Here is a 21,936-nt window from a genome sequence, read left to right on the forward strand (position 1 = left end):
GAGCGTCCCGCGTGAAGAAGGCGGGCACTATCGCAACGTGAGCGCAGCGCAGCGCTAGGAGGAATACGAAATGTGGCCGGACAGGCCACAATGCTTACCCATGCCGGGGCAAATGAAAGCAGCGATGACGATGCAACTTTCGGAACTGAAGGACGAGCTGGCACGGTTCGGCGCCGAAAACGACGCGCATGAAACCGAGCGCGGTCGGCGCATGCTCAACATCACGCCGGACACCGGTGAATTCCTGTCGGTGCTGGTGCGCTTCGGCAATGCGCGTCGGGTGCTGGAGATCGGCACCTCCAACGGCTATTCCACGCTGTGGCTGGCCGAAGCCGCAGCCGCCATCGATGGCCACGTGACCACGCTGGAATACGCCGAGGACAAGGTGGCGATGGCGCGTGCCACCTTCGCGCGCAGTGGCCTGGCCGGGTACATCACGCTGGTGCAGGGCGATGCCGGGCAGTGGTTGACGCAGGCCGCCGATGCCAGCATCGATCTGCTGTTCCTCGATTCGGACCGCGAACAATACGCCGGCTGGTGGCCGCAGCTGCGCCGCGTGCTGCTTCCGGGTGGCCTGCTGGTGGTGGACAACGCCACCTCGCACGCCACGCAGATGGAGCCGTTGCGGATGCTGCTGGACGCTGATCCGGACTTCAGCACCAGCCTGGTCCCGGTGGGCAATGGCGAGCTGCTGGCCGTGCGCAACGCCTGACCGCCGCGCCTGCCTACCTGGGGTCAGATCCCTTTTCCACAGGAAAAGGGATCTGACCCCGATCAGGGCACCCGTATAATCCCGCGGTGAGCACCGAACCTGACACCCTCGCCGCGGTCGAGACCGAAACCGCGCCCCTGCAGCTGCTGCACCTGGATGAGCGCCTGGCCGTGGTCAACAAGCCGGCCGGGCTGATGGTCCACGACAGCAAGCTGGCCCGTGGCGAAGATGATTTCCTGGCCGACCGCCTGCGCGAGCAGCTGGGGCGGCCGATCTTCCTCGTGCATCGCCTGGACCGGGCCACCAGTGGCTGCCTGCTGCTGGCCTTCGACCGCGAGACCGCCAGTGCGCTGGGCAAGGCGCTGATGGGGGGTGAAGTGGCCAAGGACTACCTGACGGTCTGCCGTGGCTGGCCGGCCGAGCTGTCCTGGCGGGTGGACCATGATCTGGACGGTGGGCCGGGCAAGCCGGTGAAGAAGCCGGCGATCACCGATTTCCAGCGGCTGGCCACCGGCGAGCTGTCGGTGCCGGTGGGTGAATTCACCAGCTCACGTTACGCATTGCTGCGCTGCCAGCCGCAGACCGGGCGCTTCCGGCAGATCCGCCGGCACCTCAAGCATCTCTCGCATCACATGATCGGCGACACCAGCCACGGTGATGGCCGCCACAACCGCATCTTCCGCATGCAGGGCGTGCACCGCATGCTGCTGCACGCCGAGCGCCTGCGCTTTCCGCATCCGGACGGTGACAGCGTGGATGTCAGTGCGCCGCTGGATCGCGAATTCCAGAAGGCGCTGGACCTGTTCGGCTGGCAGGTGGACGCCGTTTGACGCCCACGCGGTCGAGGGGTCAGAGCCCTTTCCCGCCGGGAAAGGGATCCGACCCCGCCGAGGTCACTTCTTTTCCGGCTCGTTGACGATCGCTTCCAGGTCTTTCTGCAGGTCCGCGAACAGCGGCTGCATGCGCGCCTGGATCGCCACCACCACGTTCTGCATCAGTGCCGGGGTCTTGTCCAGCAGGCTCTGGCCGGCCGGGCTCTCGTAGAACTCGGCCATCGCCAGCACGTCTTCCTTGCTGAAGGTCTTCTTGTACAGGTCCACGTACATCGGCCGCAGCTGCTGCCAGGACATCGCCTGGCGCAGGGTCTGGCTGGTCCGGGCCTGGATCCGCTTCAGCTGTTCCTGCTGCTGGGCATTGAGCTGGCGCTGCGCGGCCACCTGCTGGAACTGCTGCTGCTGCATGGCTTCGATCTGCGGCACCATGGTGTCGATCATGCTCTGCGCTCGCGACGCCGACAGCAGGCGGTTGATGTCGCCGTCGGTCGGCGGGGCGGCCAGGGCCGGAACGCTGGCCACGGCCAGCGCCAGCAGCAGGGCGGCGCGGCGCAGCAGGGACGGCAGGGCGGGTGCGAAGCGGGTCATGCGGGGCTTCCTGCGGTACATGGGACGGCCAGCATACCCGCAGCCAAGGCGAAGGCGGCGTGTTCGGTACCTGATCGGCGGCATACGGGGCGCGATGCCGCACTCCGCCGCGTGCCTGCCGCTACAATGCGCGGATGGGCAGTGGACCGGTCACCATCAGCGCGCAGCTTGAAATCCCCGACGGCGAGATCGTCGAGCGGTTCGTGCGTGCCAGTGGCGCCGGTGGCCAGAACGTCAACAAGGTCTCCACCGCGGTGGAACTGCGTTTCGACGTGGCCAACTCGCCCTCGTTGCCCGAACCGTTGCGCACGCGCCTGCTGGCGCGGCGTGACCGGCGCATGACCGGCGAAGGCGTGCTGGTCATCGACGCGCAACGTTTCCGCACCCAGGATCGCAATCGCGAGGATGCGCGCGAGCGGCTGGCGGCCTTCATCCAGGCCGGGCTGAGCGTGCCCAAACCGCGCAAGGCCACCAAGCCGACCCTCGGGTCGAAACTGCGTCGTCTGGACGCCAAACGCGGGCGCGCGCAGATCAAGCGCGGGCGCTCATCACGTGACTGGGAGTGATTGCTTGAACAACCCGACTTCGTTGCTGCCGGCCGTGCCGCCGCAGATGCCGCAGGTCAAACCCAACGCCTTCCTGCGCTGGCTGGCGCGCTGCACCCTGCGCATGGGTGGCTGGAAGGTGACCGGCACCCTGCCTGACATCCCCCGGCTGGTCTTCATCATCGCTCCGCACTCGTCCAACTGGGACGGCCTGTGGGGCATGGCGGCGAAGATCGCGCTGGGCATGAAGGTGAAGGTGCTGGGCAAGGCCTCGCTGTTCTGGTGGCCGCTGGGCCCGCTGCTGCACAAGCTGGGCGTGATCCCGCTGGACCGCAGCTCGCCGCAGGGCACCGTCGGCCAGGCCGTGGACCTGCTGCGCAACAACGAGAAGATGTGGTTCGCCATCACCCCCGAGGGCACCCGCAAGGCCGTGAAGGACTGGAAGGCCGGTTTCCTGAAGATCGCCCGGATGGCCGACGTGCCGATCCTGGCCGCGTATTTCCACTACCCGGAAAAGACCATCGGCATCGGCCCGCTGTTCACGCCGACCGGCGACGACGTGGCCGACATGGCCGCCATCCGCGAGTTCTACCGGCCGTGGATCGGCAAGACCCGCGGCACGGTCTGAGCCGGCCGCAGGCCGCCGCATAGACGCCACGTCCGGCACATGCCGGGCGAGCGCGACAGGAGTAGGGTGGAGGGCTGGTATCCCGTACCGTCTGCCCAAGGAGCGTTTCACATGTCGCGTACCGTAGTCCTGGCCGCCGCCATCAGCCTGGCGCTGGCGGCCTGTTCCGGCAAGGAGTCCACCCCCGTGTCCGAAGCCCAGAAGACCCCGGCCCAGCAGCCGGCCGAAGCCTCCACCAATCCGCTGCTGAGTGCGAGCACGCTGCCGTTCCAGGCTCCGCAGTTCGACAAGATCAAGGACAGCGACTACCTGCCGGCGTTCGAAGAAGGCATGCGCCAGCACCTGGCCGACGTGCGCAAGATCGCCGACAGCAGTGAGCCGGCCACCTTCGACAACACCATCGTGGCGATGGAGCGCAGCGGCGAGACCCTGACCCGCGTGTCGCGCATCTTCTTCGGCCTGGTCCAGGCCGATACCAACGATGCGCGCCAGAAGATCCAGGAAGAAGTGGCGCCGAAGCTGGCCGCGCACCAGGACGAGATCAACCTCGATCCGAAGCTGTTCGCGCGCGTGAAGTCGCTGTACGACCAGCGTGACACGCTGGAGCTGGACCCGGTGCAGAAGCGCCTGGTCGAGCACTACTACGACGGCCTGGTGCGCGCCGGTGCGCAGCTGTCCGACGCCGACAAGGCGACCCTGCGCAAGCTCAACGTGGAAGAGACCACCCTCTCCACCCAGTTCCACACCCGCCTGGTGGCCGCCACCGCTGCTGCTGCCGTCGTCGTCGACGACAAGGCCAAGCTGGCCGGCCTGGACGAGGACGCGATCAACAACGCTGCGGCGGCTGCCAAGGAGCGCAAGCTGGATGGCAAGTTCCTGCTGCCGCTGCAGAACACCACCCAGCAGCCGGTACTCGGCTCGCTGAGCGACCGTGACCAGCGTGCCGCCGTGCTGAAGGCCTCGGAAACCCGCGCCGAGCGCGGCGATGCCAATGACACCCGGCAGACCGTGCAGCGCCTGGCCCAGCTGCGTGCGCAGAAGGCCAAGCTGCTCGGCTTCGACACCTTTGCCGATTACCAGCTGGGCGACCAGATGGCCAAGACCCCGGCCGCCGCGCTGAAGCTGCTGACCGACACCGTGCCGGCCGCCACCGCCAAGGCCCGTGCCGAAGCCGGCGAGATCCAGAAGGTGATCGACGCGCAGAAGGGTGGATTCCAGGTCGCCGCTTCGGACTGGGACTTCTACGCCGAGCAGGTGCGCAAGGCCAAGTACGATCTGGACGAGTCGCAGATCAAGCCGTACTTCGAACTGGACAACGTGCTGCAGAACGGCGTCTTCTACGCCGCCACCCAGCTGTACGGCATCACCTTCAAGCCGCGTACCGACATTCCAACCTACAACCCGGACATGAAGGTGTACGAAGTGTTCGACAAGGACGGCACCTCGCTGGCCCTGTTCTACACCGACTACTTCAAGCGTGACAGCAAGTCCGGCGGCGCCTGGATGGACGTGTTCGTCGAACAGGATGGCCTGACCGGTGCCAAGCCGGTGGTCTACAACGTCTGCAACTTCACCAAGCCGGCCGCCGGCCAGCCTGCGCTGATCAGCTTCGACGACGTCACCACCATGTTCCATGAGTTCGGCCATGCGCTGCACGGCATGTTCTCGAACGTGAAGTACCCGTCGATCGCCGGCACCGCCACCTCGCGCGACTTCGTCGAGTTCCCGTCGCAGTTCAACGAGCACTGGGCGCTGGACCCGAAGGTGTTCGCGCACTACGCCAAGCACTACAAGACCGGCGAGGCGATGCCGCAGGAGCTGGTCGACAAGATCCTCAAGGCGCGCAGCTTCAACCAGGGCTACGCGACCACCGAGTACCTGTCGGCCGCACTGCTGGACCTGGCCTGGCACACGCAGAAGGCCGATGCGCCGCTGCAGGATGTCGGCGCCTTTGAAGCCAGCGCGCTGAAGAAGTTCAAGGTCGACCTGCCGCAGGTGCCGCCGCGCTACCGCACCACCTACTTCGACCACATCTGGGGTGGCGGTTACTCGGCCGGTTACTACGCCTACTTCTGGGCCGAAGTGCTGGACCATGACGCCTACCAGTGGTTCACCGAACACGGTGGCCTGACCGCGGCCAACGGCCAGGAATTCCGCGACAAGATCCTCTCGCGCGGCAACAGCGTGGAGCTGTCGACCCTGTACCGCGATTTCCGCGGCAAGGACCCGTCGGTGGAACCGCTGCTGAAGTTCCGCGGCCTGAAGTAAGAAAGCGAAAACGGCGGGGGCAACCCCGCCGTTTTCCTTTTGCGTCGATGCCATCGATGAATTCTGCAGTTACCGCTCATCCACGCATGGCGTGGATCTACTGCAGATCGCAGGAATCTGTCGAAGGTGGGGTGGGTCCGGTTGCGGGGGTATCCGCGCCATGGATGGCGCGGCTAAGCCTCCATGGACGGATTCACGGCGTCCCCCGCAAGTGGACCCACCCCGCCATCCCACGGAAATCCAGCCTTTGCTGTCGCTGTTGAGGTTGCCGGCCAGCGGCCGGCACTACCTACCGGGTGCCGGGCGCAGCCCGGCCATCACGTGCCTACGTGCACGCGGTTCGCCTGCTCGGCCAGTCCCAGGTGATCCAGCGCGATATCCAGCGCCAGTACATAGCTCTGCGCGCCATACCCCGCGGCGATGCCCAAGCGCTGGCCGACGCCGGCCGGCAGGCACGGCTCGGCCACTGCACCGTCGTCATGCACTTCCACATAGGCGTTGTGCAGGTAGGGCAGCAGGCGCTGCAGGCGCAGGCTGTTGGCACATGCACCCGGGTCAAGCAGGGTCACCTCGCCGCGGCTGTGGTCGGCCACGCGTAGCGCATCGAGCAGTTCCTGCTCCGAACCACAGGTACGGATCGCCACGCTGGTCCCTGCGTCGATCGCCCGATGCACCAGCGACTTCAGTACCGGCGCCGGCAGGGGCATCGCGGTGCGGATCAGTGCGCCGGCGGCTTCCGGGCCGCGGATGATGAAGATCGACATGGCTCAGCCCTCCTGCGCCAGGCGGCGGCCAACGATGGCCAGCGACAACGGGTAACCGGCCTGCTGGCTGCGCTGGTCGACCACCACGGCGGCGGGGCCGTGCTGCAGGCGCAGGCGAACATCCAGACCCGGCTCGCTGGGCGATTGCAGCTCGATGTACTGCGCCGGCAGCCGTTCCAGTGCTGCCTGCAGCGCGCCACCTTCGGCCTGCCATTGCGCTTCGTCGGCGGTACCGACATCCAGCAGTACCCAGTCGGCCGACCGCGCCTGCGGCTGGCACAGGCACTGGCGTACCTCGGACAGGTTGGCGCAGTCGCTGCACAGCACGCGATGGCCGGCCAGCTGCGCCGGCAGCTGCGGGCGCGGCGCCGACGAAGATGCGTGGCGGATCACCAGGAGGGTCATACAACACCTTGCGGAATGCGCCCTGTGGCGCGGTGGGCACACGATGCGCGTGCTGCCCGTAAAGGTGCGATGCCCGCGGCCGGGCCGGGGCGTAAAACCTGCGTAACCCGTGTCCGGCGCTACCGGGAACCTGCGGTGCCTGCATGTGGTCTGATACCGCTACCACCTACCCTGAGCCTGTCATGGATGCTGTTGCCCGCCCTCCCTTTTCCGAACGCGCGCTGGTCTGGCTGAAGAAGGAAGCATTGCCGCTGCTGGTGATGCTCGGCCTGCTCGCCGCCGCCCGCGATACCCTGGCCAACCACTACGTGGTGCCCAGCGGCTCGATGCAGCCGACCCTGCAGCCCGGCGACCGGGTAGTGGTGGACATGCGCGCCTATGGCCTGCGCCTGCCGTTCACCGGCAAGGAACTGATGTCCACCGGCGTTCCGCAGCGCGGTGAAGTGGCGGTGTTCGATTCACCGGCCGACGGCACCCGCCTGATCAAGCGCGTGGCGGCGGTGGCCGGTGACCATGTGCAGATGCGCGAGGGCCATCTGAGCATCAACGGCCAGCCCCTGCAGATTGCCGATCTGCAGGACGTGGAAGCCTTCGGCGAGCGCCGTGCCCGCCTCGACCTGGACATGGGCGGCGGTCCGGACATCGCCGACCTGGTGGTGCCGGCGGGCAAGGTGCTGGTGCTGGGTGACCACCGTGGCAACAGCTTCGACGGCCGCTTCTTCGGTTTCGTCGACGCCGACAAGCTCTACGGCCGCGCCGTGGCGGTGTACTACCGTCGTGGCGACGGCTTCGAGTGGCAGCGGCTGTAAGCTGAATTGATACTTCTCGTGTATCAATCATGATCTATCAGGTTATGGATCGACTGGATCGACGGGCCTAGTCTGAGGCCCGTTCCCTCCCATGCCCGGCCGTCCCCACCGGCCCCTCGATCCCATGACTGGCGAAACCGCGGCGGCCGTCGAACGCCGCCCCCACACTGTTGATTCCAGCGCCGAGACCCGCATCCAGCAGGGCACGCCGGCCTTCCGCCGCACCGCGCTGGCGCTGTTCCTGGCCGGCTTTTCCACCTTCGGCCTGCTGTACACCGTGCAGCCGCTGCTGCCCGAGTTCAGCCGTCACTTCGGCGTGTCCGCAGCTGGCAGCGCGATGTCGTTGTCGCTGACCACCGGCACGCTGGCGGTGGCGATGCTGCTGGCCGGCCTGCTGTCCGATGCGGTCGGTCGCCGCCCGTTGATGATCGCTGCGCTGCTGGCCTCGGCCATGCTGTCGCTGAGCACGGCGCTGGTGGATGACTGGACCACGCTGCTGGTGCTGCGCACCCTGCTTGGCCTGGCGCTGAGCGGCGTGCCGGCGGTGGCGATGACCTACCTGGTGGAGGAAATGGACAGCCGCGCGCTGGGCCTGGCGATGGGCCTGTACATCGGCGGCAACGCCATCGGTGGCATGAGCGGGCGCCTGCTGGCCGGCATCATCGCCGACCATTGGGGCTGGCGCTGGGGCATCGGCGTGGTCTCGATCATCGCCATCGCCAGTACCGTGCTGCTGTGGCTGCAGCTGCCACCGTCGCGGCATTTCCATGCACGTCGCGGCGGCCTGCGCCAATTGCCGTCGCGCTGGCGCACGCTGTTCGCCGACCCGGGCCTGCCGTGGCTGTTCGCTACCTCGTTCGTGCTGATGGGCGTGTTCGTCACCCTCTACAACTACCTGGGCTACCACCTGCTGGCGCCGCCGTACCATCTCAGCCAGACCGTGGTCGGCCTGATCTTCAGCGTCTATCTGGTGGGCACCTTCAGCTCGGCGTGGATGGGCCAGCAGGCCACGCGCTACGGCCGCGGCCGCATCCTGTCGATCTCGTTTGCGTTGATCGGCGCCGGCATCGCGCTATTGGCACTGCCGTGGTTGAGCACGATGGCGCTGGGTATCGCACTGGTGACCTTTGGCTTCTTCGGTGGCCACTCGGTGGCCAGCAGCTGGGTCGGCAGCCGCGCCGGTGCGATGCGCGCCGAAGCCTCGGCGCTGTACCTGTTCGCCTATTACCTGGGTTCGAGCGTGCTCGGTGGTGTGGGCGGCCTGGCTTATGCGGCGTGGGATTGGCTGGGTGTGTGCCTGTTCGCCGCCGTGCTGACCCTGATCGGCGGTGGCATTGTCTGGGCGCTGCAGCAGCGCGCCCCGCAGCCGGTGACGGCGTGATCCTGCTCTGGTAGATGCCGACCTCGGTCGGCGCTGTGGCCGTGGGCCAACCAAGATTGGCCACTACCGGGTGGGTTGCACCTCACCCTTCGGCGAACGCTTCACGCAGCAGCCCGGCGAAATTGCGGATCAACGGCGTCACACCCTCGCGGTGCCACGCCAGCTGCACTTCCGAATGCGCACCAGCATCGGCCAGCGCGATGAAGCGCGCGCCCTCCACGCGGATGTGATCGCAGGACGACGGCAGGATCGCCGCACCCAGGCCGGCGGCGGCCAGACTGATCAGGGTCGAGGCCTCACCGGCCTCCTGCACGATGCGCGGGGTGAACCCGGCGGCCGCGCACAACGCGATCATGTGGTCATGGATGCCCGCACCGGCGCTGCGGCGGAACGCCACGAACGGTTCCTGCGCGAAGTCGCGCAGCGACAGCGTGCCCTGCGCCGAGAGCCTGCGCAGGGCAGGGTGGTCGGCATGCACGATCAACGCCAGTGGATCGACGAACAGGCTGTGCGCCACCAGCTCTGGTGGCAGCGCGCGCTTGCGGATGATGCCCACGTCCAGTGAACCGTCGAGCAGCGCATCAATCTGCTGCAGGGTGTTCATCTCGCTCAGCTGCAGCCGCACCTGCGGATAGCGTTGGCGGTACTGCAGGATCGAGCGCGGAATCTGCGGCGACAGTGGCGTCGCGCGGGTCAGCCCGATGCGCAGCTCACCCTGCTCACCGCGCTGCGCGCGCTGGACTTCGTCCACCGCCGTTTCCACCTGCTGCACGATGGCCCGCGCACGTTCCTGCAGCAGCTCGCCCGCCGGCGTCAGCTGCACACGACGATGGCTGCGCACGAACAGGCGCGCACCGATCAGGTCTTCCAGCTGGCGGATCTGCTGGCTGAGCGGCGGCTGCGACATACCCAGCCGCTCCGCCGCTTGGCCGAAGTGCAGCGTGTCGGCGACGGCAAGGAAGTAGCGAAGATGGCGGAGTTCGATGGACATGGGTGCAGTCTATTCATCGCCGGTGGGAAATGGGGTCAGATCCGTTTTCCTGCGGAAAACGGATCTGACCCCGGTCACCCGTCATCCACGCATGGCGTGGATCTATCGTGCCGACCAACGGTCAGCACCCACCAACAGCAGCGACCAACTGTCAGAGGCGGGGCGGTGTGGGTGGGCAGGACCGTTGGCGCCATGGATGGCGCCATCGAGCCCCCATGGATGGGTTTACGGCGTGTCCTGCCCACCCACACTGCCCCGCCATCCCACCGAATGCCAGCTTTTGACGTTGACGTTGACGTTGCTTCGGCTTCGGCAGGTGCAGGGCGCAGCCCTGCCGCACACCCTCACCGCTCGGAATGCCCGCTCTGGTCATAATCGCGCGGACTGAACAACTCCGGCTGGATCAGCTCGATGAACGCCCGCGCCTGCGCCGACAGCGCCTTGCCCCGGCGCACGATCACCCCGTAACTGCGTTCCGGGAACCAGCGCTTCATCGACCGCGCCGCCAGCCGCTCGCGGTCGGCCTCGTTCAGGCACAGCGCCGGCACGATGGAAATACCCATGCCCATCGCCACGTACTGCTTGATCACCTCCCAGCCGCCCACCTCCAGCGCCACGGTGTAGGCGATGCGGTGGCGCTGGAACACCTGGTCCACCAGGCGGTAGGTGATCTGCCGCTTCGGTGGCAGCACCAGTGGATAGCGGGCGATGTCGGCCAGTTCCAGTTCGCCGCCGCTGGCCAGCGGATGGTCGTGCGGTGCGATCAGCACCTGCTCGAAGCGGTAGGCCGGCGCGTAGCTGAGGTCGGCCGGCACATCGGTCATCGAACCGATCGCTAGGTCGGCGGCGTCCTCGCGCAGCAGGTCGGTGCCATCAGCGCTGATCGCGTTGTGCAGGGTCAGGCGCACGTCCGGATGATGCAGGCGGAAGCGTTCGACGATCTTCGGCAGCAGGTACAGGATGGTCGAGCTGTTGGCGGCGATGTTCAGCTCGCCCGCGTCCAGGCCACGCACCTTGTCGCGGAAACGCGCCTCCAGCCCGTCCAGGTTCTCCACCAGCGGCTGTGCCATTTCGTACAGCAGCTGGCCCTCGCGGCTGGGCACCAGGCGGCGCCCGCTGCGCTCGAACAACGGCACCCCCAGCTCCCGTTCCAGCGCCTGCAACTGCAGGCTGATCGCCGGCTGGCTGACGAAGAGTGCCTCAGCAGCCCGTGAGACCGAGCCCAGGCGCACCGTCTGGCAGAACGCGCGCAGTGGCTTCAGCCGGTCGGATTTGTAGGAAAAACGCGGACTTGGCGGGGTGCGTGTGGTCATCGCGTCACAAGTATTAGCACAATTTATGTAAAACATTGCAAAAACTGTTTTGCCAAATACTCGGCGCCAGCGGCACCGTGGAGACGTTCCCCCACCGCTGGAGTCGCCCCATGTCCGCCGTCGCTTCCGCTGTTCCCACCCCCGCCAGCAAGGCCACCCCCGGCATCGCCCTGGCGACCCGCGTGGCCGGCCAGGACACCCTGCTGCCGGCGCCGCTGCTGGCCCTGCTGGTGTCGCTGCACCGTGCGGTGGAACCGGGCCGGCAGGCACGGCTGCAGGCACGCCGCGAGCGCCAGGCGTTCTTCGACCAGGGCGGCCTGCCGGACTTCCGCGAAGACACCGCCACGATCCGCAGCGGCGACTGGCGCGTTGCCCCGCTGCCGGCCGCGCTGCAGGACCGCCGCGTCGAGATCACCGGCCCGACCGACCCGAAGATGGTCATCAACGCGCTGAACTCCGGCGCCAAGGTGTTCATGGCCGACTTCGAGGATTCGACCTCGCCGACCTGGCGCAACCTGCTGGCCGGGCAGCAGTCGCTGGCCGCCGCGGTGCGTGGCGATCTCGAATACACCGCACCCAATGGAAAGCACTACGCCCTGCGCCCGTACGACGAGCAGGCGGTGCTGATCGTGCGCCCGCGTGGCTGGCACCTGGACGAGAAGCACGTGCGCATCGATGGCCAGTTCATTGCCGGTGGCCTGTTCGACGCGGCGGTGTTCGCCTTCCACAACGCCCGCACCCTGCAGGCGAAGGATCGTGGCCCGTACTTCTACCTGCCCAAGCTGCAGAGCATGGAAGAGGCGGCGCTGTGGGAGGCCGCGCTGTCGCACATCGAGGGCATGCTCGGCCTGCCGCACGGCCAGATCAAGGTGACCGTGCTGATTGAAACCTTGCCGGCAGTGTTCGAGATGGACGAGATCCTGCACGCGCTGCGTGACCGCATCGTCGGCCTGAACTGCGGGCGCTGGGACTACATCTTCTCGTACCTGAAGACCTTCCGCCGCCACGCCGACCGCGTGCTGCCCGAGCGCGGCCAGGTGACCATGACCCAGCCGTTCCTGAAGGCGTATTCGGAACTGCTGATCCAGACCTGCCACCGCCGCGGTGCGCATGCGATGGGCGGCATGGCCGCGCAGATCCCGATCAACAACGATGCCGCTGCCAACGAACAGGCGATGGCCCGCGTGCGCGCCGACAAGCTGCGCGAAGTGACCGCCGGCCACGACGGCACCTGGGTCGCGCATCCGGCGCTGATTCCGGTGGCGATGGCGATCTTCGACGAACACATGCCCGGTGCGAACCAGCACAGCGTGCTGCGTCAGGATGTGCGCGTCGGCCGCGACGACCTGATCGCACGGCCGCCCGGCACCATCACCCGCGCCGGCTTCGAAGGCAACGTGGAAGTCTGCGTGCGCTATCTGGCGGCATGGCTGGATGGCAACGGCTGCGTGCCGATCCACCACCTGATGGAGGACGCGGCCACCGCCGAGATCAGCCGCAGCCAGCTGTGGCAGTGGCTGCATACGCCGGGCCAGCAGCTGGACGACGGCACCGCCATCGACCTGGCCCTGCTGGATGCCACGCTGGCGCAGCTGCCGGCACGGCTGGGTGACACCACCGCGCTGCCCGGTGGCGCACGCATCGGCGAGGCCATCGCCCTGCTCGGCGAACTGAGCCGCAGCGACGAACTGACCGATTTCCTGACCCTGCCGGCCTACGCGCGCATCGACTGATCGCCGCCCGCGTTTCCCGCCGTTTCCCTCCCCGCTGCACGCACGAACCGAACTGGAGAAAGACATGAGCAAGCTGCCCACTGCCGAACAGATCCAGCACGACTGGGATACCAACCCGCGTTGGGAAGGCATCCAGCGCAACTACAGCGCCGCTGACGTGGTGCGCCTGCGCGGCACCGTCCACATCGAGCATTCGCTGGCCCGCCTGGGTGCGGAGAAGCTGTGGGCGTCGCTGCATGAGCGCGAGTTCGTCAACGCGCTGGGTGCATTGACCGGCAACCAGGCCATGCAGCAGGTCAAGGCCGGCCTGAAGGCGATCTACCTGTCCGGTTGGCAGGTGGCGGCCGATGCCAACCTGGCCGGGCAGATGTACCCGGACCAGTCGCTGTACCCGGCCGATTCGGTGCCGGCGGTGGTCAAGCGCATCAACAACACGCTGCTGCGCGCCGATCAGCTGCACCACGCCGAAGGCAAGGACGACATCGATTTCCTGCAGCCGATCGTGGCCGATGCGGAAGCCGGTTTCGGCGGCGTGCTCAATGCGTTCGAACTGATGAAGGCGATGATCGAGGCCGGTGCCGCCGGCGTGCATTTCGAAGACCAGCTGGCCTCGGTGAAGAAGTGCGGCCACATGGGCGGCAAGGTGCTGGTGCCGACCCGTGAGGCGATCGAGAAGCTCAACGCCGCGCGCCTGGCCGCCGACGTGCTGGGCGTGCCGACCCTGCTGGTGGCACGTACCGATGCCGAAGCCGCGGATCTGCTGACCAGCGACATCGATGGCAATGACAAGCCGTTTGCCACCGGCGAGCGCACGGTGGAAGGCTTCTACAAGACCCGCAACGGCCTGGACCAGGCGATCAGCCGTGGCCTGGCCTACGCGCCCTACGCCGACCTGGTGTGGTGCGAGACCGGCAAGCCGGACCTGGAGTTCGCACGGAAATTCGCCGAGGCGATCCATGCGAAGTTCCCGGGCAAGCTGCTGGCCTACAACTGCTCGCCCAGCTTTAACTGGAAGAAGAACCTGGACGACGCCACCATTGCCAGGTTCCAGCGCGAACTGGGCAGCTACGGCTACAAGTTCCAGTTCATCACCCTGGCCGGCTTCCACGCGCTGAACTACGGCATGTTCAACCTGGCCCACGGCTACGCACGCCGGCAGATGAGCGCGTTCGTGGAACTGCAGGAAGCCGAGTTCGAAGCGGCCGAGCGCGGCTTCACTGCGGTCAAGCACCAGCGCGAGGTCGGTACCGGCTACTTCGATGCGGTGACCCAGGCGATCCAGCAGGGCCAGTCGTCGACCACCGCGCTGACCGGCTCGACCGAGGAGGAGCAGTTCCACGGCGGGCGCAGCGAACGCGCGGCGTGATGCGGTAGCGCCGGCCGCTGGCCGGCAACCCGTCGATGTTCCAGGAGTCCACATGGTTGCCGGCCAGCGGCCGGCACTACCGGGCCTCAGAGCGATCAGGGTGGCCAGGGAAGGGCCAGACAACGCCGGCCGGTCGGGGGACCTGCCGGCGTTGTTGTATCGATGCAAGGGTGCAGCGCGCGGGGAGCGTCAATCAGGCGCACCCCCTGGGCCGGCAACTTGGCCGAAACCCTGTGAAACCCGGCATCGGATTGATCCGGCAGGAGTTTTGCCCGGACACCCGTGACCAGAACGGGCCACCACCGATCTTCACATCAATCAAGATCGGCAGAAGGGTCAAAATGAGATAGGGCGCACAGTTTAAAGCGGTGCTATGCTCCGCGGCTCACCAGGGGACGCTGGCGGCGGGTGCAGGGAATGACCGGCAGGGGTGCGGCCGAGAACAGTGATGTGACGACAGGTATCGCCCGGGTGGCGATGGCCGAGATCGTGCACGCTCTGTTGTCAGATGCCGAGGTGGCATTGTTCGCCAGATTCGCCCGCGCATGCAAGCTCCGTGCCGGACAGTGGCTGTTCCAGCGCGGCCACCGCGGCGAGCGCATGTATGTGATCCTCGAAGGCCAGATCGAACTGGACTTCGGCGAGGACCTGGTGATCAAGACGCTCGGGCAGCACGAGTTCTTCGGAGAACTGGGCCTGCTGGTCGGCGACCACCTGCGCAGCGCCAGCGCGCGCGCGCTGGTCGACTGCGATGTGCTGGAACTGGGGCCGGCTGATTTCCACCGGCTGGTCGAATCCGATCCCGGCCTGGTGGCCTACTTCCTGCGCCGCACGATCATGCGCGTGCTGACCAACGAACAGGCTCTGATCAGCCAGCTGCGCCGGCGCAACCACGATCTGGAAACCGCGCTGGACAACCTGTACATCACCACCCACCAGTTGACCCACACCCGTGAGCTGGTGCGTACCGATGAACTGACCGGGCTGCACAACCGCCGCGGCCTCACCCTGTACCTGCAGGAGTGCCGCGAGCATGCCGAGGGGCCGCCGCAGGCGCTGCTGCTGATCGACTGCGACCGCTTCAAGCAGATCAACGACCGCCACGGCCACCAGGCCGGCGACCGCGTGCTGCAGAGCATGGGCAACATCCTGCGCTCGATGGCCGGCGAACAGGACCTGGCCTGCCGGCTCGGCGGCGATGAGTTCTGCCTGATCCTGCGCCGTGGCAACCACGAGATCGTGCAGCATGCGGCCGAGTTCATCCTCAGCGCGGTGCATGGCCTGCTCGAGCGCAGCCATGGCACGCCGCATGTAAGCCTGGTCAGCATCGGAGCCAGCCTGCTGGCCGCCGACGCGGACTGGAGCGAGTGGTATGCCAGCGCCGACCGGGCGCTGTACCGGGCCAAGCGTGACGGCGGCAACTGCCTGCGCTGGGTGGATGATCCGGACGACCAATAGGGAGATGCAGGCGATGAATGGCGACAACGGAACGTCAGCCCCGCATAGCCCACAGCTACGCGCCCTGCTGTTCACCGATCTGTGTGATTCGCTGCAGCTGGTCGAGCGCATCGGCGATGTGGCAGCGGCGAGCCTGTTCCAGGAACACGACCGCCTGGTGCTGGTGCTGCAGCACCGCTGGAATGGCCAGCTGATCGATCGCTCCGACGGCCTGTTCATGCTGTTCGAGCGCGCCATCGATGCACTGGGCTTCGCCCTGGACTACCAGCGTGAGCTGCACGCGCTGGGCCAGCAGCGCGCGATTGAACTGCGCGCGCGTGCCGGCCTGCACGTGGGTGACGTGCTGACCTGGGAGAACAGTGCCGAGGCAGTCCGTGCCGGTGCCAAGTCGATGGAGGTGGAAGGCCTGGCCAAGCCGATGGCGGCGCGCCTGATGATGCTGGCCCGCCCCGGCCAGATCCTGCTGTCGGCAGTGGCCGAATCACTGACCCGCCGTGCCACCGATGCACTGGGCGAGCGTGGTACGCGCCTGCTGTGGAAATCGCACGGGCGCTGGCGCTTCAAGGGCGTGCCGGTAGTGCAGGAAGTGATCGAAGTGGGCGAGATCGGTTCGGCGCCGCTGCGCATGCCGCGCGCCAATGCCAAGGCGCGCCGCGACCTGCCGCTGTGGCGGCAGCCGCTGGTGCTGGCCGCCGAAGGCCTGGTGCTGGCGGTGGCGGTGCTCGGCGGCTGGCTGCTGCTGCGGCCGGAACCGGCGATCGCGTTCGCTGAGCGCGACTGGGTGGTGCTCGGTGATGTCGACAACCTCACCGGCGATCCGATCTTCGATGACTCGATGCGCCACGCGATCCGGATCGCGCTGGAGCAGTCGCGCTACGTGAACGTGCTGTCGGAGGGCAAGATCCGCGAAAGCCTGGAAATGGCGCGGCTCTCGGGCGATACCCGGTTGAACCGCGATACCGCCGTCGACGTGGCGGTGCGGGAAGGCGCGCGCGCGGTGCTGTTGCCGACCGTGCGGCAGAAGATCGGTGGCTATGAGCTGGCCATCGATGTTGCTGCGCCGGGCAGCGGGCAGGTGATCCAGACGTTCACCGCCACCGCGGATCGATCCGATCAGATGGTGTTCGCGGTGGACGATGTGGTCGGGCGCCTGCGGCGTGGACTGGGCGAGTCGGTGGCAAGCCTGGAACAGTCGTTGCCGTTGCCGCGGGCATCGACCCAGGACCTGCGCGCGCTGCGGGCATTCGCGCTGGCCGAGAGTGCGCTGGGCCAGCGTCGCTTCGAGGAGGCACGCAACCTCTACCAGGCGGCGATCGATATCGATCCTGGCTTTGCCCTGGCCTACATGGGCGTGGCCAAGCTGCATGCGCGCGTCGAGGAAGGGCGGCGCGCGCGCGAAGCCATGCAGCATGCGCTGGACCTGCAGGATCGCCTGCCACCACGCGAGCGGCTGTACCTGAAGGCCTGGATGGCCGAGCTGGAGCCGGGCGGCTGGGCGCTGGAGCAATGGCGCACGCTGGCCAAGGTCTACCCGGATTCGTTCGCGGGGCTGTCCAACACGTCCTGGTACCTGCTGCAGGCCAACCAGTTCAGCGAGGCTGAGCCCTATGCGCGAGCGGCCGCGGTGCCGCAGGACCCCTTGCGGCTGTATCCGCTGGTCCATCTGGTGCGGATACAGATTGCTGCCAACCAACCGCAGCGTGCCGCCGAAACACTGGCCCAGGCGCAGATCCTGCGCGGCCGTGATGACGCCGATGAGACCGGCGTGGATGTGCTGGTGGCGCAGGGGCAGTACGCCAAGGCAGCGAAGCTGTTGCCGCAGATCCATGCCAGCGATGCCCTGCAGCAGCGGATGAAGCTGCGTGCGCAGCTGCTGCTGGCGGCCGCGCAGCGCGACTGCCCGGCGATGCAGCAGGCGATACGCGAAGATGCACCGGCGCCGACGCTGGTCGATCTTCAGGTACAGCAGCGCCTGCAGCACGCCAGCGTAGCGGCAGTGTGTTCGGGCGCCGACCGCGCCGAGCTGCAGGCCATCGCAGCGCTGCTGCAGCCGATGCTGCAAGAGCGCGATGATCCCATGCTGCATGCCCGTGGCCTGCAGTGGCTGGCGCTGGTCCATCTGGCGCAGCGCCAGGGCCAGTTCGAGCTGGCCAAGCGCTGGCTGGACGATCAGCGGCCCCTGCTGCGCAGTCTGCGCAGCCCGGTCGCGGACCGCTGGCTACGCATCGTCAGCGCCATGGATGAGCTGCAGATGCAGCGCCCCGAGGCCGCCCGCACCCTGATCGAACCGATGCTGGATGGCAACGAGCCGGTGCAGGCGCGCGTGGTACTGCTGCTCGCACTGCGCGCACAGGGCGATGAAGCCGCCGTGCGTCGTCAGCAGGCGTGGCTGGCCCAGCATCGCGGCCAGGCCATTGCCGAGGTCACTGCCCTGCAGGTGTGGCAACCGCTGAACGTGTATGACGTCTCCACGTGGGCTACGCCGGCCACGGCCGGCGCGCCCTGATGGCGGGTCAGCCGTCGATGCGCTCGCCGACCTTGCCGGCTTCGAAGCAGAACACCACGGTCATGGCCGCCACCGACCCGGACAGGTGGGCCTGCAGCCCGTCACGCACCTGGCTCAGCTCCTCGACCGAGGCCAGGGTGCCGATCTTCATGCAGTCGTTTTCGCCAACGGCACCGTCCAGGCCGATCGAGGCCAGGGCCTTGGCCGGCGAAGCGGTGAAGTGGCTGCGGAAGTCGTCGCTGCCGATCAGGTGGTCCAGCAGGGTGCTGGCGTCTGCGGCGGAAAGGCGGGGATGGGTGCTCATGGGGATCGTCCGTAGGTGGAGTTTCTCGTATCGGCCGCGACAGCCTGCCATTGAGGGCCGCGCGTTGCACGTCGCTAAAGTTGGCCGCGCTGCGGTCGTTGCTGCTATGCCGGTTGTGCGGCAGAAGGAAGGAAACCCATGCGCCTGCGCCGCTGCGCCAGCCTGATGTTCGAACCCCGCGAGGCGGTCACCCTGGACCTGCGCGCGATGCTGGCCGGCCATGCCGAGATGGACAGCCAGATCAGCTGGGTGGCGCTGGCCGCCCATCTGGACCAGCCGCTGCCGGTGGACGCCGAGGAGCGCCAGCTGCTGGGCGAGCTCAGCGCGCACCGCTGGAGCGAACCGCCCGCCGATGCCTCCCCGGCCATGCTGGCCCGCCTGGTCGAGCAGGGCCTGCTGCTGACCGACCCGCCCAGCGAGGTGGGGCACCAGATGCGCGACGAGGCGCTACGCCGCAGCCAGTGGTGGCCGCTGGCCGCGTTGGCCCACCGCCATGCGCGCTGGCAGGCCGTGGACAGCGTGGAGGACATGCGTCGGCAGGGGCTGGACACCGCTGCCGGCCTGCGCCAGCGGCTGGGGCCGCCACCGCCGGTGGTACAGCCCATGCGGGGCGACTATCAGCCGCTGCCGCGCAGCGAAGAGGCCGCGTTCGACGCGCTGCTGGCGCGCCGCACCACCTGCCGCAATTTCGACCCGGAGCGCGCGCTGCCGCTGCCGCTGCTGGCCCAGGTGCTTCAGCGCACGCTGATGGCCCACGCGGTGCAGAAGGTCGAGCGCGATACCGAGTTCCTGAAGAAGAACGTGCCTTCCGGTGGCGGCCTGCATCCCACCGAGGGCTTCCTGCTGGTGCAGAACGTGGACGGGCTGGTACCGGGCCTGTATCACTACCACCCGGTGCAGCACGCGGTGCTGCCGCTGCCCTCGCCACCGCCGCAGGCACTGGCTGCGCTGGCGCGGCGGATGCTGTCCGGGCAGGAGTGGTTCGCCGATGCATCGGCGCTGCTGGTGCTGGCGCCGCGCTATGACCGCTGCTTCTGGAAGTACCGCAACCACGCCAAGGCGCACCGTGCGGTGACGCTGGATGTCGGCCACATCTCGCAGCTGCTGTACCTGTGCGCGACCGAGCGCGGCCTGGCCGCGTTCGTCACCGCAGCCATCAACGATGCCGATGTCGATCGTGCCTTCGGGTTCGATGGCATCGGCCAGAGCGCGATGGCCATCTGCGGCCTGGGCTGGCGCAGTGCCACGCTGGACACGGCCGAATTCGATCCCGCTGGTCGGGTGACGGCGGGCGACGACCGCTGAGCGGCCGTCGCCCCGGCGTTCATGCCGCTTCGAAGTCCACCAGCACCGCACCGTCGCCGACCTGGTCGCCGGCCTTGGCGCGGTAGCCCTTCACCGTGCCATCGGCCGGTGCCTGCAGGGTGTGCTCCATCTTCATCGCTTCCAGCACCACCAGCGGCGTACCGCGCTTGACCTGGGTGCCGGCCGCGACCAGCGTGGCCACGATCCTGCCCGGCATTGGCGCCAGCAGGCTGCCGGCGTCGGCCACGGCGTGGTCCGATTCACCCACCGGATCGTGCAGGGTGAAGCGGTGCTGGCCGTCGGCGCCGAACAGGTACAGCTGGTCACCGTCGCGCAGCAGCTGCAGCGACCAGCGACGTTCGCCCAGCTGCACCGTCAGGCCGTGCACATCGGCCGTGCCGATCACCTGCACCGGTGCTGCGTCATCGCACTGCACGCGCCAGCCATCGGCCTGCGCCCACACCTTCAGCGTGTGCCTGCGTTCGCCCTGCTGCAGCGGCAACACACGCGGCGCGGACGCGCCGAGGCGCCAGCCATCCTGCGCCTGCCACGGCGAATGTGGGTCGCGCGCATCGCTGCCGGCGCGCGCTGTGCTGGCCACGGCGGCAACCGCTGCCAGCAGCCACAGCGCGTCGTCGCTGTCGCCCACCGCACTCAGCGCGGCCTGCTCGCGTTCGATCAGCGCGGTATCCAGCCTGGCGTGCGTGAACGAATCGGTGTTCACCAGCCGGCGCAGGAAGCCGGCATTGGTGGTCACGCCCACCACCTGGCAGTCGGCCAGGGCCTGGCTCATGCGGCGCAGCGCGGCGTCGCGGTCCACGTCCCAGACGATCAGCTTGGCGATCATCGGATCGTAGTACGGCGTGATGCTGTCGCCTTCCTCGACGCCGGTATCCACGCGCACATGGGCCGACGGGGTCGGCAGGCGCAGGCGGCGCAGGGTGCCGGTGGAGGGCAGGAAGCCACGGTCGGCATCTTCGGCGTACAGGCGCGCTTCGATGGCGTGGCCGTGGATGGCCAGCTGGTCCTGGCGCAACGGCAGCGGCAGGCCCGAGGCCACGCGCAGCTGCCACTCCACCAGGTCGGTGCCGGTGATGTATTCGGTGACCGGGTGCTCGACCTGCAGGCGGGTATTCATTTCCATGAAGTAGAAATCGCCGTCCGGGCCGGCGATGAATTCCACCGTGCCGGCACCGACGTAGCCCACCGCGCGCGCGGCATCGACCGCGGCCTTGCCCATCGCAGCACGACGTTCGGGACTCATGCCCGGCGCGGGTGCTTCTTCCAGTACCTTCTGGTGGCGGCGCTGCACCGAGCAGTCGCGCTCGAACAGGTAGACCGCCTCACCGTGGCTGTCGCCGAACACCTGGATCTCGATATGGCGCGGGCGCTCGACATACTTCTCGACCAGCACATGGTCGTTGCCGAACGCCGAGGCCGCCTCGCGCTGGCAGCTGGCCAGCGCATCGACGAAGTCCTCGCTGCGTTCGACCTTGCGCATGCCCTTGCCACCGCCACCGGCGCTGGCCTTGATCAGCACCGGGTAGCCGATGCCATCGGCCTGCGCGCGCAGGAAGTCCGGCGCCTGCTGGTCGCCGTGGTAGCCCGGCGTCAGCGGTACACCGGCCTTGGCCATCAGCGCCTTGGCCGCGCTCTTGTCGCCCATCGCGCGGATGGCGCTGGCCGGCGGCCCGATGAAGGTGATGCCGGCGGCGGCGCAGGCATCGGCGAAGTCGGCGTTCTCGGACAGGAAGCCGTAGCCGGGGTGGATCGCCTGCGCGCCGGTCAGGCGTGCGGCGTCGAGCAGGGCATCGCTGCGCAGGTAGCTCTCACGCGCTGCCGCCGGACCGATGTGGATGGCTTCGTCGGCCAGGCGCACGTGGCGTGCGGTGCGGTCGGCATCGGAATACACCGCCACGGTGGCGATGCCGAGACGGCGGCAGGTGGCGATGACGCGGCAGGCGATCTCGCCGCGGTTGGCGATCAGGACTTTGGTGAACATGGCAACAGGCTCGGTCATGGCACGG

Annotated in this window: 19 protein-coding genes; 12 read left to right on the plus strand and 7 right to left on the minus strand. The window is 67.8% G+C overall.

Annotation, left to right across the window (positions count from 1 at the left end):
• Positions 1-124: 124 nt before the first annotated feature.
• The gene (locus ACUZUJ_RS00945) at positions 125-712 is read left to right on the plus strand and encodes an O-methyltransferase (RefSeq protein ID WP_458220957.1); all 588 of its coding nucleotides are present in this window, start codon (positions 125-127) and stop codon (positions 710-712) included.
• Between the two features lie 86 nt (positions 713-798).
• Positions 799-1,542, plus strand: a complete 744-nt coding sequence (locus ACUZUJ_RS00950) for a pseudouridine synthase (RefSeq protein ID WP_101764709.1) — start codon at positions 799-801, stop codon at positions 1,540-1,542.
• A gap of 63 nt (positions 1,543-1,605) precedes the next feature.
• On the opposite strand, the gene ACUZUJ_RS00955 is transcribed toward ACUZUJ_RS00950, so the two are convergent.
• Positions 1,606-2,154: a DUF2059 domain-containing protein gene (locus tag ACUZUJ_RS00955; RefSeq protein ID WP_170871738.1), complete on the minus strand. Its 549-nt coding sequence runs from the start codon at positions 2,152-2,154 to the stop codon at positions 1,606-1,608.
• Positions 2,155-2,267: 113 nt separating this feature from the next.
• Between ACUZUJ_RS00955 and arfB the strand changes: the two genes are divergently transcribed.
• The 3 genes from arfB (at position 2,268) to dcp (ending at position 5,574) form a co-directional block, all read left to right on the plus strand.
• Positions 2,268-2,699 carry an alternative ribosome rescue aminoacyl-tRNA hydrolase ArfB gene (arfB, locus tag ACUZUJ_RS00960; protein WP_032962216.1) on the plus strand — a complete coding sequence of 144 codons (432 nt, stop codon included), beginning with the start codon at positions 2,268-2,270 and terminating at the stop codon, positions 2,697-2,699.
• A 4-nt stretch (positions 2,700-2,703) separates the two neighbouring features.
• Entirely contained in the window at positions 2,704-3,306 is a 603-nt protein-coding gene (locus ACUZUJ_RS00965; RefSeq protein ID WP_014035575.1) for a lysophospholipid acyltransferase family protein, read from the plus strand.
• 111 nt (positions 3,307-3,417) lie between these two features.
• Entirely contained in the window at positions 3,418-5,574 is a 2,157-nt protein-coding gene (gene dcp, locus ACUZUJ_RS00970; RefSeq protein WP_119007334.1) for a peptidyl-dipeptidase Dcp, read from the plus strand.
• Between the two features lie 317 nt (positions 5,575-5,891).
• Here the strand turns inward: dcp and ACUZUJ_RS00975 are convergent, their stop codons facing one another.
• Complete coding sequence (locus tag ACUZUJ_RS00975) at positions 5,892-6,338, minus strand: 3-dehydroquinate dehydratase (RefSeq protein WP_329837436.1); 447 nt, start codon at positions 6,336-6,338, stop codon at positions 5,892-5,894.
• Positions 6,339-6,341: 3 nt separating this feature from the next.
• Positions 6,342-6,743, minus strand: coding sequence for a hypothetical protein (locus ACUZUJ_RS00980; protein ID WP_119007332.1), 402 nt, complete (start codon positions 6,741-6,743; stop codon positions 6,342-6,344).
• A gap of 182 nt (positions 6,744-6,925) precedes the next feature.
• Between ACUZUJ_RS00980 and lepB the strand changes: the two genes are divergently transcribed.
• Together lepB and ACUZUJ_RS00990 are read left to right on the plus strand one after the other, a co-directional pair.
• Complete coding sequence (gene lepB, locus ACUZUJ_RS00985; RefSeq protein ID WP_101764712.1) at positions 6,926-7,552, plus strand: signal peptidase I; 627 nt, start codon at positions 6,926-6,928, stop codon at positions 7,550-7,552.
• Positions 7,553-7,676: 124 nt separating this feature from the next.
• A complete protein-coding gene (locus ACUZUJ_RS00990; RefSeq protein WP_135968088.1) occupies positions 7,677-8,933 on the plus strand; it encodes an MFS transporter in 1,257 nt (418 codons plus the stop codon).
• An 82-nt stretch (positions 8,934-9,015) separates the two neighbouring features.
• Here the strand turns inward: ACUZUJ_RS00990 and ACUZUJ_RS00995 are convergent, their stop codons facing one another.
• Positions 9,016-9,924 carry a LysR family transcriptional regulator gene (locus ACUZUJ_RS00995; protein ID WP_458220958.1) on the minus strand — a complete coding sequence of 303 codons (909 nt, stop codon included), beginning with the start codon at positions 9,922-9,924 and terminating at the stop codon, positions 9,016-9,018.
• 344 nt (positions 9,925-10,268) lie between these two features.
• A complete protein-coding gene (locus ACUZUJ_RS01000) occupies positions 10,269-11,237 on the minus strand; it encodes a LysR family transcriptional regulator (protein WP_119007330.1) in 969 nt (322 codons plus the stop codon).
• A 110-nt stretch (positions 11,238-11,347) separates the two neighbouring features.
• Here ACUZUJ_RS01000 and aceB point away from each other — a divergent pair, with 110 nt between their 5' ends.
• The 4 genes from aceB to ACUZUJ_RS01020 all read left to right on the plus strand — a co-directional run bounded on the left by aceB (position 11,348) and on the right by ACUZUJ_RS01020 (position 18,300).
• Positions 11,348-12,970, plus strand: coding sequence for a malate synthase A (gene aceB, locus ACUZUJ_RS01005; protein WP_101764715.1), 1,623 nt, complete (start codon positions 11,348-11,350; stop codon positions 12,968-12,970).
• A 64-nt stretch (positions 12,971-13,034) separates the two neighbouring features.
• Complete coding sequence (aceA, locus tag ACUZUJ_RS01010) at positions 13,035-14,336, plus strand: isocitrate lyase (RefSeq protein WP_069118153.1); 1,302 nt, start codon at positions 13,035-13,037, stop codon at positions 14,334-14,336.
• Positions 14,337-14,753: 417 nt separating this feature from the next.
• Positions 14,754-15,794: a GGDEF domain-containing protein gene (locus ACUZUJ_RS01015; protein WP_014035584.1), complete on the plus strand. Its 1,041-nt coding sequence runs from the start codon at positions 14,754-14,756 to the stop codon at positions 15,792-15,794.
• A gap of 13 nt (positions 15,795-15,807) precedes the next feature.
• Entirely contained in the window at positions 15,808-18,300 is a 2,493-nt protein-coding gene (locus ACUZUJ_RS01020; protein ID WP_233490823.1) for a putative peptide modification system cyclase, read from the plus strand.
• 7 nt (positions 18,301-18,307) lie between these two features.
• Here the strand turns inward: ACUZUJ_RS01020 and ACUZUJ_RS01025 are convergent, their stop codons facing one another.
• Positions 18,308-18,604: an NHLP-related RiPP peptide gene (locus tag ACUZUJ_RS01025; protein ID WP_075675645.1), complete on the minus strand. Its 297-nt coding sequence runs from the start codon at positions 18,602-18,604 to the stop codon at positions 18,308-18,310.
• A gap of 138 nt (positions 18,605-18,742) precedes the next feature.
• Here ACUZUJ_RS01025 and ACUZUJ_RS01030 point away from each other — a divergent pair, with 138 nt between their 5' ends.
• A complete protein-coding gene (locus ACUZUJ_RS01030; RefSeq protein ID WP_458220199.1) occupies positions 18,743-19,909 on the plus strand; it encodes a putative peptide maturation dehydrogenase in 1,167 nt (388 codons plus the stop codon).
• A gap of 19 nt (positions 19,910-19,928) precedes the next feature.
• Here ACUZUJ_RS01030 and ACUZUJ_RS01035 read toward each other — a convergent pair whose 3' ends face one another.
• Positions 19,929-21,929: an acetyl/propionyl/methylcrotonyl-CoA carboxylase subunit alpha gene (locus tag ACUZUJ_RS01035; RefSeq protein WP_458220200.1), complete on the minus strand. Its 2,001-nt coding sequence runs from the start codon at positions 21,927-21,929 to the stop codon at positions 19,929-19,931.
• Positions 21,930-21,936 lie beyond the last annotated feature (7 nt).

The organism is Stenotrophomonas sp. S4, from assembly GCF_054187805.2.

Coding starts and splice junctions, on each gene's coding strand:
- ACUZUJ_RS00945 (WP_458220957.1), top strand. CDS start 125: ATGACGATGCAACTTTCGGAACTGAAGGACGAGCTGGCACGGTTCGGC.
- ACUZUJ_RS00955 (WP_170871738.1), bottom strand. CDS start 2,154: ATGTACCGCAGGAAGCCCCGCATGACCCGCTTCGCACCCGCCCTGCCG.
- arfB (WP_032962216.1), top strand. CDS start 2,268: ATGGGCAGTGGACCGGTCACCATCAGCGCGCAGCTTGAAATCCCCGAC.
- dcp (WP_119007334.1), top strand. CDS start 3,418: ATGTCGCGTACCGTAGTCCTGGCCGCCGCCATCAGCCTGGCGCTGGCG.
- ACUZUJ_RS00975 (WP_329837436.1), bottom strand. CDS start 6,338: ATGTCGATCTTCATCATCCGCGGCCCGGAAGCCGCCGGCGCACTGATC.
- ACUZUJ_RS00980 (WP_119007332.1), bottom strand. CDS start 6,743: ATGACCCTCCTGGTGATCCGCCACGCATCTTCGTCGGCGCCGCGCCCG.
- lepB (WP_101764712.1), top strand. CDS start 6,926: ATGGATGCTGTTGCCCGCCCTCCCTTTTCCGAACGCGCGCTGGTCTGG.
- ACUZUJ_RS00990 (WP_135968088.1), top strand. CDS start 7,677: ATGACTGGCGAAACCGCGGCGGCCGTCGAACGCCGCCCCCACACTGTT.
- ACUZUJ_RS00995 (WP_458220958.1), bottom strand. CDS start 9,924: ATGTCCATCGAACTCCGCCATCTTCGCTACTTCCTTGCCGTCGCCGAC.
- ACUZUJ_RS01000 (WP_119007330.1), bottom strand. CDS start 11,237: ATGACCACACGCACCCCGCCAAGTCCGCGTTTTTCCTACAAATCCGAC.
- aceB (WP_101764715.1), top strand. CDS start 11,348: ATGTCCGCCGTCGCTTCCGCTGTTCCCACCCCCGCCAGCAAGGCCACC.
- aceA (WP_069118153.1), top strand. CDS start 13,035: ATGAGCAAGCTGCCCACTGCCGAACAGATCCAGCACGACTGGGATACC.
- ACUZUJ_RS01015 (WP_014035584.1), top strand. CDS start 14,754: ATGACCGGCAGGGGTGCGGCCGAGAACAGTGATGTGACGACAGGTATC.
- ACUZUJ_RS01020 (WP_233490823.1), top strand. CDS start 15,808: ATGAATGGCGACAACGGAACGTCAGCCCCGCATAGCCCACAGCTACGC.
- ACUZUJ_RS01025 (WP_075675645.1), bottom strand. CDS start 18,604: ATGAGCACCCATCCCCGCCTTTCCGCCGCAGACGCCAGCACCCTGCTG.
- ACUZUJ_RS01030 (WP_458220199.1), top strand. CDS start 18,743: ATGCGCCTGCGCCGCTGCGCCAGCCTGATGTTCGAACCCCGCGAGGCG.
- ACUZUJ_RS01035 (WP_458220200.1), bottom strand. CDS start 21,929: ATGACCGAGCCTGTTGCCATGTTCACCAAAGTCCTGATCGCCAACCGC.